The organism is Hansschlegelia beijingensis (assembly GCF_014196425.1).
GTDB lineage: Bacteria > Pseudomonadota > Alphaproteobacteria > Rhizobiales > Methylopilaceae > Methylopila > Methylopila beijingensis.
Window position 1 is genome coordinate 1,088,798 of sequence record NZ_JACIDR010000001.1, and the last position, 11,925, is coordinate 1,100,722.

The 11,925-nt window shown below is 68.3% G+C and carries 12 protein-coding genes and 1 riboswitch; of the genes, 7 read left to right on the top strand and 5 right to left on the bottom strand.

Annotated features, from left to right (window positions below):
* Positions 1 to 59 precede the first annotated feature (59 nt).
* Complete coding sequence (rpoZ, locus tag GGR24_RS05085) at positions 60 to 446, bottom strand: DNA-directed RNA polymerase subunit omega (protein ID WP_183394154.1); 387 nt, start codon at positions 444 to 446, stop codon at positions 60 to 62.
* A 173-nt stretch (positions 447 to 619) separates the two neighbouring features.
* Here rpoZ and GGR24_RS05090 point away from each other — a divergent pair, with 173 nt between their 5' ends.
* Positions 620 to 1,207 carry a LabA-like NYN domain-containing protein gene (locus GGR24_RS05090; protein ID WP_183394155.1) on the top strand — a complete coding sequence of 196 codons (588 nt, stop codon included), beginning with the start codon at positions 620 to 622 and terminating at the stop codon, positions 1,205 to 1,207.
* Positions 1,208 to 1,227: 20 nt separating this feature from the next.
* Positions 1,228 to 1,899 (top strand): uracil-DNA glycosylase, encoded by a 672-nt coding sequence (locus GGR24_RS05095; RefSeq protein ID WP_183394494.1) that lies wholly within the window; start codon positions 1,228 to 1,230, stop codon positions 1,897 to 1,899.
* On the opposite strand, the gene smpB is transcribed toward GGR24_RS05095, so the two are convergent.
* Together smpB and dapA are read right to left on the bottom strand one after the other, a co-directional pair.
* Positions 1,896 to 2,372 (bottom strand): SsrA-binding protein SmpB, encoded by a 477-nt coding sequence (gene smpB / locus GGR24_RS05100; protein WP_183394156.1) that lies wholly within the window; start codon positions 2,370 to 2,372, stop codon positions 1,896 to 1,898. The two genes, GGR24_RS05095 and smpB, sit on opposite strands and share 4 nt — an antisense overlap.
* Positions 2,373 to 2,385: 13 nt before the next feature.
* The gene (dapA, locus tag GGR24_RS05105) at positions 2,386 to 3,318 is read right to left on the bottom strand and encodes a 4-hydroxy-tetrahydrodipicolinate synthase (protein ID WP_183394157.1); all 933 of its coding nucleotides are present in this window, start codon (positions 3,316 to 3,318) and stop codon (positions 2,386 to 2,388) included.
* Between the two features lie 284 nt (positions 3,319 to 3,602).
* Between dapA and GGR24_RS05110 the strand changes: the two genes are divergently transcribed.
* On the top strand, positions 3,603 to 5,684 hold the full coding sequence (locus GGR24_RS05110) for a lytic transglycosylase domain-containing protein (protein WP_246397937.1): 2,082 nt from the start codon (positions 3,603 to 3,605) through the stop codon (positions 5,682 to 5,684).
* A gap of 59 nt (positions 5,685 to 5,743) precedes the next feature.
* Here GGR24_RS05110 and GGR24_RS05115 read toward each other — a convergent pair whose 3' ends face one another.
* Together GGR24_RS05115 and GGR24_RS05120 are read right to left on the bottom strand one after the other, a co-directional pair.
* Positions 5,744 to 7,111 carry a carbohydrate porin gene (locus tag GGR24_RS05115; protein ID WP_183394159.1) on the bottom strand — a complete coding sequence of 456 codons (1,368 nt, stop codon included), beginning with the start codon at positions 7,109 to 7,111 and terminating at the stop codon, positions 5,744 to 5,746.
* Between the two features lie 286 nt (positions 7,112 to 7,397).
* Entirely contained in the window at positions 7,398 to 8,675 is a 1,278-nt protein-coding gene (locus GGR24_RS05120; RefSeq protein WP_183394160.1) for a porin, read from the bottom strand.
* Between the two features lie 389 nt (positions 8,676 to 9,064).
* On the opposite strand from GGR24_RS05120, the gene aptA reads away from it, so the two are divergent.
* From aptA to GGR24_RS05140, 4 genes are all read left to right on the top strand, one after another.
* Entirely contained in the window at positions 9,065 to 10,408 is a 1,344-nt protein-coding gene (gene aptA / locus GGR24_RS05125) for an omega-aminotransferase AptA (protein ID WP_183394161.1), read from the top strand.
* A gap of 5 nt (positions 10,409 to 10,413) precedes the next feature.
* Positions 10,414 to 10,758, top strand: a complete 345-nt coding sequence (locus GGR24_RS05130; RefSeq protein WP_183394162.1) for a hypothetical protein — start codon at positions 10,414 to 10,416, stop codon at positions 10,756 to 10,758.
* Positions 10,759 to 10,795: 37 nt separating this feature from the next.
* Positions 10,796 to 10,996, top strand: a riboswitch (cobalamin riboswitch).
* Positions 10,997 to 11,027: 31 nt separating this feature from the next.
* Positions 11,028 to 11,213 carry a CbtB domain-containing protein gene (locus GGR24_RS05135; RefSeq protein ID WP_183394163.1) on the top strand — a complete coding sequence of 62 codons (186 nt, stop codon included), beginning with the start codon at positions 11,028 to 11,030 and terminating at the stop codon, positions 11,211 to 11,213.
* A gap of 10 nt (positions 11,214 to 11,223) precedes the next feature.
* Positions 11,224 to 11,922: a CbtA family protein gene (locus GGR24_RS05140; RefSeq protein ID WP_183394164.1), complete on the top strand. Its 699-nt coding sequence runs from the start codon at positions 11,224 to 11,226 to the stop codon at positions 11,920 to 11,922.
* The last annotated feature ends 3 nt before the right edge of the window (positions 11,923 to 11,925 follow it).

Below are 11,925 nucleotides of genomic sequence, written 5' to 3' on the forward strand. Positions count from 1 at the left end.
AAGCGCCGCGCGCGGGGAGCCGCGGCGGCGCTTCGGAACGATCGATGAGCAGCCTGCGCTTACTCTTCGTCTTCGGTCTCGGCCGGGGGCACGAGGCCTTCGAGGCCGCGCAGCAGATCCTCTTCGGTCATGCGATCGAAGGCGACGTTGCCGTCGTCGGCGGGCTGGCCCGCCGTGCCGGCGAGCGCCGGAACGACCTCGGCCTCGGGCTCGTCGACCTCGACGTACTTCTGCAGCGAATGGATCAGGTCCTCACGCAGATCGTCCGGCGCGACGGTCTCCTCGGCGATCTCACGCAGAGCGACGACGGGATTCTTGTCGTTGTCACGATCAATCGTGATCGGCTGACCGGCCGAAATGAGCCGGGCGCGGTGACCGGCGAGCAGGACCAGATCGAAGCGATTCTCGACCTTGTCGATGCAATCCTCGACAGTGACGCGGGCCATGGGGCCGCCGCTCCTCTCATTGCGATTTGCAGGGATGAAGGCGGTCTTTACCGCGCGAGCGTTCCCGTGGCAAGGACCATGCGCCTGTGCGCGCTTCGCCCGGCTTTCGCCCCAGGACGTCAGCCGGACGAGGCGTCGCGCTCCCCAGGACCCTACGAAAGACCGCTACTCACATGTTCTATTCTGATGAGCGTCTGGGCCTTTTCATCGACGGCGCCAACCTCTACGCGACCGCCCGCGGCGTAGGCTTCGACATCGACTTCCGGCGCCTGCTCCGCGAATTCCAGGGGCGCGGCTATCTGATCCGCGCCTATTACTACACCGCCCTGGCCGAGGACCTTGAGGTCTCCACGATCCGTCCGCTGATCGATTGGCTCGACTACAACGGCTATACGGTCGTGACCAAGCCGATCAAGGAATTCACCGACTCTCAGGGTCGGCGGAAGGTGAAGGGCAATCTCGACATCGAGCTCGCGATCGACGCGCTGGAGCTCGCCGACAAGCTCGATCACATGGTGCTGTTCTCGGGCGACGGCGACTTCACTCCCCTGGTTGCGGCGATGCAGCGTCGCGGCGTGCGGGTGACCGTCGTGTCGACCGTGACGACCCAACCCGCGATGATCGCGGACGATCTTCGGCGGCGCGCGGATCACTTCCTCGACCTCGCGGATCTCTCCGCCAAGATCGGGCGCGATCCGGCGGAACGCGTCGCTCGGGAGGCCCGCCGGCAGGCCGCGGTCGACACGACGCCCCACGAGTGACGGGCCGGCTGGTGTCGGCCATGACCGGGGCGGCGCCATCCGGGCCTCCGCGCGACTGCCCGCTGTGCCCCCGGCTTGCGGCGTTCCGCGACGAGCAGCGGGCGCGCTTCCCCGACTGGCACAATGCGCCCGTCGCCTCCTTCGGGCCGCCCTCCCCGCGGCTGCTGATCGTAGGCCTTGCGCCCGGCCTTCGCGGGGCCAACCGGACGGGCCGCCCCTTCACCGGCGACTACGCCGGCGACCTGCTGTACGCGACGCTGCTGAAGTTCGGCTTCGCGGTCGGAACCTATGAGGCGCGCCCCGACGACGGCCTGGCGCTTGTCGAGACGCGCATCGTCAACGCCGTCCGATGCGTGCCGCCGCAGAACAAGCCGGAACCGTCAGAGATCCGCACATGCCGCAGCTTTCTGGAACCCGAGCTCCAGGCGGCGGCTGAAGGCGCGGCCGTGGTGGCGCTCGGCCGGATCGCGCATGACAGCGTGGTGCGGGCGCTCGGCTTCAGGCTGAAGGGCGCTCCGTTCGGACACGGAGCGGAGCACGCGCTCGGCCGCCTGCGCCTCTTCGACAGCTATCACTGCTCCCGCTACAACACGAACACGGGCGTGCTGACGACCGGGATGTTCGAGGCGGTGTTCGGCCGGGTCGCGGCGCATCTCGAAGACGCAGGAGCCCTTATGGCGGCCCGTCCCTAGCCCCTGTCCCTCATGATCCGGGCCTTGTCGCGGTTCCAGGTCCGCTCCTTGTCCGCCTCGCGCTTGTCGTGGAGCTTCTTGCCGCGCGCGAGCGCGATCTCGACCTTCGCCCGGCCGCGGTCGTCGAAATAGATCTTCAGCGGCACCACCGTCATGCCCTCGCGGGTGACGGCGCCGCTGAGCTTGTTGATCTGGTTGCGATGCAGCAGCAGCTTCCGTGGCCGTTTGGTCTCGTGGTTGAAGCGGTTGGCCTGCAGGTACTCGGGGATGTAGGCGTTGTAGAGATACATCTCGCCATTGTACTCGCCCGCGTAGGACTCGCCGATCGTGGCCTTGCCCTGCCGCAGCGACTTCACCTCGGTGCCGACGAGCGCGATGCCGGCCTCGATCGTGTCCCCGATCTCGTAGTTGTGGCGGGCCTTGCGGTTGTCCGCCACGATCTTGAATCGTGGGTTCGGCGCCTTCGCGTTCATGGCTGCATGCCGTTCAACGGCCCGCGACGGCCCTGACGCCCTGGGCCGTCTCATCCGCGGAGATCAGCCCGGCGTGCAGCAGCGCGGCGCGCACCTTGGTTCGCGCGGCGTCGCTGCAGGGCACCATCGGAAGGCGCATCGCCTCCGAGCACCGGCCGAGCATCGCGAGCGCGACCTTCGCCGGGCCGGGATTGGTCTCGCAGAAAAGGTCCGTGTGCAGCGGCATCAACCGGTCCTGATAGGTGAGCGCGGAACGGAAATCGCCCGCGATGCAAGCTTCCTGGAACGCGGCGCAAAGGCCCGGCGCGACGTTGGAGGCCACGGAGATGCAGCCATGGCCGCCATGCGCCATGAAGCCGAGCGCGGTCGCGTCCTCGCCCGAGAGCTGGATGAAGTCCGGGCCCATCGCGGCGCGCTGGAGGCTGACCCGCGCGACGTTCGCGGTGGCGTCCTTGACGCCCACGATGTTCGGCAGCTCGTAAAGCCGCGCCATCGTCTCCACCGACATGTCGATCACCGACCGCCCGGGGATGTTGTAGATCAGGATCGGCAGGCCGGTGGCCTCCGCCACGGCGCGAAAATGCGCGTAGAGCCCCGCCTGGCTCGGCTTGTTGTAGTAAGGCGTGACGATCAACAGTCCGTCAGCGCCGTCCTTCTCGGCGCGCCGGGCGAGCGACACCGCCTCCCGCGTGGAGTTCGATCCCGCCCCCGCGATCACCGGGACGCGCCCCTTCGCCTCCTCCACGCACCAGCGCACGACATCGTTATGCTCGTCATGCGTGACCGTCGGGCTTTCGCCGGTGGTGCCCATGGGCACCAGACCGTGCGTGCCTTCCGCGATCTGCCAGTCGACCAGCGAACGGAACGATGCTTCGTCGAGCGAGCCGTCCTCCAGCATGGGAGTGACGAGGGCGGTGATGGAGCCGTGAAAGATGGGGAGGGTCATTGCCGGACGTCGTCTCAGGACCAGCAACGAGGCGAGCGGGTCCGCGATGGAGGGCCGCGACGCCTTGAGGTCGTCACGTTCGCCCGAACTTGTACTCGCGCGAAGGGCCGACGGAAAGCCCACTTCCGTTAGCGGCGGCGCAACACGCCCATCCCCTTAGGTTAGCCTTTCGTAAAGTCGATCAGGAGAAACTGGGCCATCCGATCCCTGCCCCCAGCGCCCGAACCCGACAGAGAGCCATGTCTGCGTTGAACGCCCTCCGTTGCGGAGTCGCCGTCCTCAGCTTGCTCGCGGCAGCGCCGCATTCCATCGCCGCCGAGGCGGACGCCGATCCGACATCGACCGCCACATTGTCGTCGGCTGAAATCGTGGTCGCCTATGACACGACGACCACCGGCGCCATCTCGTCGAGTTCGCGCTCGGCGCCCAGCGCCAGCGTTTCCGCGAGCGACGTCGCCCAGATCCGCGCCGCGATCGCAGCTTTCGAGCGCGGCGACGTCGCCGGCGCGCGAGCCCTGCGGAGCACGCTCCGCGACCCGGGCGCAGTCGCGTTGCTCGACTGGCTCGGCATCCGCCTGGCGTCTCGCCAGATCGGCTTCGCTCAGATCGACGCCTTCTATCGCGGGCACCGCGACTGGCCGATGGCGAGCTGGGTGCGGCGGCGCGCCGAAGAAGCGCTGTGGCTCGAGAACGTGTCTCCGGCCACGGTGCGTGGCTTCTTCGCCGCCAACGGCCGCCCCGAGCGCGCCGAAGGCAAGCTTGCGCTGGCGCGCGCCCTGCTCGCGTCCGGCAACAAGGAGGCGGCGGCTTCGATCTCCCGCGAGGCGTGGCGAAACGAAGAGCTCGGCGGCGCCCTCGAGGGGCAGGCCTACGCCGCGTTCTCGAAGTTCTTCACCGCGGCGGACCATCGCGCCCGCGCCGAGAAGCGCTTCCTGGCCGATGAGGTCGACGCCGGCCTTCGCGCGGCCGCCCGCGCGGGCGGCGCTTACGTCGCGGTCGCCAAGGCCCGCGCGGCGGTGATCCGCAAGCTGCCGAACGCCGCCGCAGCGCTCGCCGCGGTGCCGAGCTCGGCGCGCTCCGACCCTGGCTACCTGTTCGCCGTCGCCAAGTTCGAACGACGCGCCGAACGGCCCCGCGAGGCCGCGGCGGCGCTCGCCAAGGCGCCCCGCGGCGGCGCCGCGCTCGTCGATCCCGACGCGTGGTCCGTCGAGCGCCGCGTCGTGGCGCGCGACCTGCTCGACGCCGGCGACGCCCGGGGGGCCTACGCGGTCCTCGTGCGCGACGAGCCCGCGTCCGACACCGACAAGGTCGAGTCGCACATGCTTGCGGGGTTCATCGCGCTCCGCGCGATGGGCGACGGAAAGACCGCGCACCGCCATTTCTCCACCGTCCTGAGCGAGGCCACGATTCCCGGCACCGCCTCGCGGGCCCTGTATTGGCAAGGGCGCTCGCTCGAGGCGCTGGGCGACCTGCGCTCCGCGCGCGTCGCCTACGAGAAGGCCGCTCGCCATGTGACGAGCTACTACGGCCAGGTCGCACGAGCCCGTATCGGGCTGCAGGATCTGCCGATCCGGTCTCTGCCGAACCCCACCGCCACGGATCGCGCCACCTTCGGCGCCAGGCTCTCGGTTCGTGCGATCGACCTTCTGTACCGCGCCGACCAGAAGGAACTGGCGCTGCCGCTGGTCGGGGCGCTCGCCGGGGACCTCAAGACGCCAGGCGAAGTCGTGCTGCTCGGCGCCCTGACCCAGCGCTACAAGGATCCTCGCGCGACGCTCGTCGTCGGCAAGGCCGGACTGAACAACGGCTTCGCGGTCGACGCTCTCGCCTATCCGACCGGCGGGATTCCTCGCTTCCAGCCGGTGCCGGGCTCGATCGAGGCGCCCGTGGTGCACGCGATCGCGCGCCAGGAGAGCGCCTTCAATCCCAAGGCCGTGAGCCACGCCAATGCGCGCGGGCTGCTGCAGCTGCTGCCGACGACCGCGGCCAAGACCGCGCGTAACGCGGGCGTTTCGTTCGACGCGAAACGGCTCACCGCCGACGCCGCGTTCAACGCGCAGCTGGGCGCGGCCCATCTCGGCGAACTCGCCCGCAACTACAATGACAGCTACCCGATGGTGTTCGCGGCCTACAACGCAGGGTCCAGCCGGGTCACCCAGTGGATCCAGCGTTATGGCGACCCCCGGCGGCCCGACACCGACCCGGTGGACTGGGTCGAGCGGATCCCCTTCGCCGAGACGCGCAACTATGTGCAGCGGGTGATGGAGAACACGCAGATCTACCGCACGAGGCTGAACGGCCGCACGGCGCTGATGATCGACCGCGACATGGGCCAGCGTCCGGGAGACAGAACGGCGGGCCGCTGAGCGGAGCCGGTTCTGCCGCCACGAAAAACGCCCGGCGGATCGCCGGGCGTTTTGTTTTCCTAGAACGCCACCTGCGTCCGGAAGCCGATCACCTTGGCGTCCCTCAGCCGCCGGTTCGGCCGGTTCGGGTCCGGATCGCCCCCGCCGGGGCGGACGATGTACTGGAAGTAGGGCTGGAGGTTCAGCCAGCCGGTGACCTTCGCCTGGTATGAAGCCTCGATCGCGATCTCCGAGGAGCGCACCGGGCCGCCCGCAGCCCGGTCAGCCCGCTGCGCGTCCTTGCTGATGTGGGCGTAGCCGACCGCGACGCCGAAGACGTCGTCCGGACGTCCGGGCGTGAAGCCCTTCGCGTTGAAGCCGCCGTCGAAATAGTAGTCGATCAGGTTACGGTCGCTGTGCGGCGCCACGACGGCCCGGGCGAAGACCGAAAGGCTCTGGGCCGGACCGGCAGGCGTCGGGTTCTTGAGGTCCGCGACCTCGCCCCCGGACTGCCAGAGAGTCTGGTCGATCACGCCATAGAGCGCATAGGAGCCCCTGTGCCGGATCGGCGCGCCCGCCCCGTCCACCCGTCGCAGATCGTCGAAGTGCAGCGAGTTGTACCAGGCGCCGACCTTGTAGGTGCCGGGCAAGCCGGAGATCTCCGCCTTGTAGATCGCCTCGCCGATCGCGAACGCGCCGTCGTTCACCGGGAAATCGAGATTGTGCTTGTTGACCTTGTCGCGGCCGGCCGGATCGCCGTTGAAGAGGCCTGCCTGAACGCTGAACGCGTCCGTGAAGGCGTAGGATGCGTAGACGCCAGGCGTCGGCACGGGATAGGCCGGCCCGCCGCTGTAGAGGTCGACGCCGTTCAGCCCCGGCCAGCCGAAGCTCGAGTTCACGAACAACGACGCGGTGTCGCTGGTGATGAAGTCGCTGTCGGCAGCGAGCTGGCCGACCTTGAAGACGAGTTTGTCGTCCAGGAGCGTCTGCTTGAGATAGACCTCGCCCAGCAGATTGGCGTGCGGGTACTCGATGTTTGAGATGCCCAGCAGGTTGCCGGTTTCGTTGGCCGTGATGCCCTGTCCGCGGATGAAATAGGCGCCGGCGTAGAACTCGCCCCCGGTCCACCCGACGAGCTTCTCGAGATCGAGCGTCAGGCCGAGCTGGAGGAGGCCCGTGAAGCCTTTGCCCTTCTTCAGCCCGCCGCCGAGGTTGTAGGAAGAATCCGCGGTCAGATCGATGTCGACCTCGACCCCGGCCTCCCGCAGCTTGCTCCGCGCGCCGCCCCAGTCACCGGTAAGCTTCTCGCGCTCCAGAAGGTCGCCGGTCAGCTGCGGCGGAGCGTCTTCGGCCGCGAGCGCGGACGGCGCGGAGAGCGCGCCGTAGCAAAGGACCGAGGCGGATAGGCCGAGCGCCAGCCTGAGGCGGGGTGAGATCGCAGAAGTCATAGGTCTATGTCCACCGCTGCGCGACGTCCCAGGTGAAAATCGGGGAGTCCTGCTGCGGCCCCCGTCTTGAACCGCTAGACGGCACGCTAGACGCCGATCCGCAGCTAAACAACGACGTGGCTGGCGAAAGGACAGTCCTGAGGCGCTTTGCGATCGCTCCGTCGCGAATATACAACATCGGAGCGTTCTTTAAATTTATACTGACTCTAAACCGCAGCGGCCTTGGGTCTAAACGAAAACGGCCCCGCCGAAGCGGGGCCGTTCAAGTCGTGGTCAGATAGTTGGATCAGAAGTCGCGCTGGACGCGGAAGCGGCCGATGACTTCGTCCGTGTCGCGGAGGTTGTAGGTCGACGAACGCTTGGTGACCTTCACGTAGTTCACTTCCGCGCCGATATCGAGCTTCTTCACCGGGCTCCAGATCAGGTTGCCGGTGAGGGTGTAGGCGGCCCAATCGTTGCCAGCGCTCTTCACGTTGACGTCGATGTAGCTGCCCTGGACGGACGAGCGCCACTTCGGATCCCAGTAGTGCAGCAGGCCGAGGTTGAAGGCGTAGGCCTCGGTCTTGCGGATCTTGCCGCCGGCACCGACCTCGAAGTCGACGAGACGGTTGGCGCGCTCGATGTTCTGGGTGTTGGCGATGCCCTGCACTTCGTCGCCCGAGGTGCCGAAGCCGAGGTAGGACAGGGAGCCCGAGGAGTAGCCCGCCGAACCCCAGATGTAGTCGCCCTTGGCGAGAGCCGGCAGGTTGATCTTGACGCCGACCATGCCGCCATAGCCCCAGGCGGTGTCGCGGTTGGTCAGGACAGCGGGAACGCCGCCGGTCTGCTCGGTCGTGATGTTGTGAGCGAAGCCGGACAGCTGCGCCTCGCCCCAGCCCTGCTGGACGCGCAGGTTGCCGACGATGTCGGGGTACTTCTGCTCGTTGTAGTTCGGGGTCACGAAGCCCGGCTGGCCCGGGGTGGTCGCGATGGCGCGACGAGCGGTGCCATCTTCGATCGCGATGCTGGCCGAGAAGCCGGGGGCGAACTCAACCGTGTAGCCGATCAGGGCGAGGGTGCGGTCGGAGACGTAGGGGTTGGCGAAAGTCGCGTAGGGCTTGAAGTCCCAGAAGGAGTCCGTGAGACCCGCGGTCAGGCCCGCGAACTGCACGAAGGCCTTGTCGAACAGGGCGTCGTCGCCGTTGATGTCGCTCTGCGCCACGGCGTTGTTGCCGCCGGACTGACGCTGGAACTGGGCGCGGATGTAGGTGCGGAGCGTGCCGTACTCGGTGTCGGTGCGGGCGTCGAACCAGAGGCGGGCGCGGGCGCGGAAGCCGGTGTTGTTGTTCGGCTTGGTCCCAGCGATGGTCCTGCTGACCTCGCCTGCCGAGAAGTCCAAGCGGGCGAAGCCGCCAATCTGGAGGCAGGTCTCGCTGCCGGGGATGTAGAAGAAGCCCGCGCCGTAGGCGTCGCAGACCTTCACGTACTCGACGGGCTCAGCGCCCGGAAGATCGGCGGCCTGCGCCCCCGAGAGCGCCACGAAGGCAGCAGCGGAGCCCAGCGCCAGGCTCTTGACCAATTTCATTGTTGTCCTCCAACCCCCGAGATCGACAGCTTCAGGCGTCGGCCCTCGGGCCGAACGTTGACATCAGAAGACCGCCGACCCCCGACGATCACCCCGCGACGACCGAACCGGCGCCGCAAACTGACCATATGCGTGGCGTTGATGTGCGCAAGCGCGAACGCGATTGTGGCCGACCTGTGGACGGGCTTTGCTTAACCCTGTGACTGGAATGCCACGAGTATCGCGGCGGCCGGGCGTTTAACGGGGTCGTCGGCGGGTTGAATTCATGGAGCGGTCTGTCAAAGCGCCGATTCCTTCGCCGGCTCCTGCGAATCGTGGGTCCGCTTGACCTTGCCGGAGCCGCGTGAGCACGCTCGCCTCACCTTTCCAAGCCGACCGAGTTTCGCCTGATGCCTACCTCCAATGTCGCCGCTTTCCGCCCTGCCGCGACCAACAACCTCGACGCGTTCTGGATGCCGTTCACCGCGAACCGGCAGTTCAAGGATGCGCCGCGCATGCTCGTGTCCGCGCGGGACATGCATTACGTGGCCGCCGACGGGCGGAAGATCCTCGACGGCACCGCCGGGCTCTGGTGCGTGAACGCCGGCCATGGTCGGCCGAAGATCGTCGAAGCGGTTCAGAGGCAGGTCGCGGAGCTCGACTACGCGCCGGCGTTCCAGATGGGTCATCCCAAGGCGTTCGAGTTCGCGAGCCGCCTGGCGGCGCTCGCCCCGGCTGGCCTCGACCATGTCTTCTTCGCGAACTCAGGCTCGGAGGCCGTGGATACTGCCCTGAAGATCGCCCTCGCCTACCACCGGGCGCGGGGCGAGGGCCAGAGAGTGCGGCTGATCGGTCGCGAGCGCGGCTATCACGGCGTGGGATTCGGCGGCATCTCGGTCGGCGGAATGGTGGCCAATCGAAGGACCTTCGGCCTCGGGCTCCCCGGCGTCGACCACCTGCGCCACACGCATGATCCGGCGCGCAACGCGTTCACCCGCGGCCTGCCGGAGCATGGCGCGGAACTCGCGGACGATCTCGAGCGTCTCGTGGCGCTCCATGGCGCGGAGACGATCGCGGCGGTGATCGTGGAGCCCCTGGCGGGCTCGACCGGCGTCCTGCTGCCGCCGCAGGGCTATCTCGAGCGCCTGCGAGCGATCTGCGACCGCCACGGAATCCTGCTGATCTTCGACGAGGTCATCACGGGCTTCGGCCGCCTCGGCGCGCCCTTCGCTTCGGACCGCTTCGGCGTGACGCCCGACATCATGACCACCGCCAAGGGGGTGACGAACGGGGTCGTGCCCATGGGCGCGGTCTTAGCGTCGGAGGCGATCTACAAGGCCTTCATGTCCGGGCCGGAGCACATGATCGAGCTGTTCCACGGCTACACCTATTCGGGGCATCCGCTCGCCTGCGCCGCGGGGCTCGCCACGCTCGACACCTATCAGGAGGAAGGGCTCCTCACCCGCGCGGCGCGCATGGAGAAGCAGCTCGAGGATGCGGCTTTCGCGCTGCAGGACCTTCCGCACGTCATCGACATCCGCGCCATCGGCCTCGTGGCGGCCATCGAGCTTGAGCCGATCGAAGGAGAGCCGAGCCGGCGCGCCTTCTCGGCCTTCCTGAAGGCGTTCGAGAAGGGGCTGATGATCCGCACGACAGGCGACATCATCGCCTTGTCGCCGCCGCTCATCGTGTCCGAGGCGCAGATTGACGAGATGTTCGGCACGCTGGCCGACGTGCTCCGCGAGATCGGCTGAGCGTCATGTCCGCCGATCGCCCCGTCGGACGCGCCGCCTTTCTCGGCGGCCTGCTCGCCTTCATCACACTCATCGAACTGTCCGTGGTCGGACTGGGCCATGCCCGCAGCCTGCGCGGCGACGCCAACATCCAGTACTGGGCAGTGGTGGCGATCGTCGTCGCCGCTGCTGCGACGGTCCTCTTCAATCTGGCGCGTACGCCGGCTGCGACGAAGACCGGCGAATTGGTGCGCCGCGTGGCCGTGCCTGTCGCCGCGATAGGGCTGGCGATCTTCCTGTGGGAGACCGTGGCGCTCGGCGTCGGCGCTTCGTCGTCGCCGCTGGAGCTCATCGCCGGGGCGTTCCGCTGAGCCTTCTGCTGATTGTGACGCGACGTCCCGTCTGCTACGGTGATGCGTTCGTCACGGTTCCCGGAAGGGACTGAAAGGGAATCCGGTGGGAGGCGCGAGCCTCGAGTCCGGAGCTGCCCCCGCAACTGTGAGCGGCGAGCGGCGCGCCAAATCGAGGCCACTGGACCTATGGTCCGGGAAGGCCGGCGCACCGCAGCGACCCGCGAGCCAGGAGACCTGCCGGAGACGAAGAACGCCAGCGCCCTCGGTGGGAGGGCAAGAGAGGCTCTATGTCGAACGCCACTTCCCTGCCCCGGTCCTCCGCGGCAGGTCTCGTCCAGGCCCGCGCGCTTCCGATCGTGTCCGCCATGCTGCTCGGCGTCATGCTGATCGCCGGCACGGGCTTCGTCTCGATCTCGGCGGTCCACAACGCCGCGCACGATCAGCGCCACGCCATCGGCTTCCCCTGCCACTGAGGGAAGTCACGTGCACATCTTCCGGAACATCGTCTTCGTGGCGGCCATCGTCGGGCTCGCCGCGGGTCTGGTGCTGACTGCGATTCAGCAGTTCGGCACGCAACCGCTCATCGTGAAGGCCGAGGTGGTCGAGCAGCAGCGCGAGGCGGCCGCGGAAGCGCAGCCGCACGAGCACGCGGCGGGCGACCACCATCACGAGGAAGGGGCCTGGGAGCCCGCCGACGGCGCCGAGCGCTTCGGCTGGACCCTGGTGGCCAATATCCTGAGCGGAGTCGGCTTCGCGCTGCTGCTGTTGTCCGCGAGCGAACTGAAGGGCGGGCTGAAGTCGTGGCGCGAGGGGCTCCTCTGGGGCCTAGCGGGTTTCGCGGTCTTCACCCTCGCGCCGAGCGTGGGGTTGCCCCCTCAGGCTCCCGGCGTCGAGGGCGCGCCCGTGCTCGACCGCCAGATCTGGTGGGTGGCGACGGCGGCCGCGACCGCGATCGGTCTCGCGCTGATCGCCTATGGCCGTTCGCCTCTCGCGGCTGTGGCCGCTGTGGCGCTCATCGCCGCGCCGCACATCATCGGGGCGCCGCAGCCCACGGAGCCTCCCGCGATCCCGCACGACCTCGCGCATGGGTTCGTGGTCGCCGTGACCGTCACGGGCTTCCTGTTCTGGGCGACCCTCGGAGCGCTCGCGGGCGCCTTGCGGCCGCGCTTCTCGGACGCCTGAGGC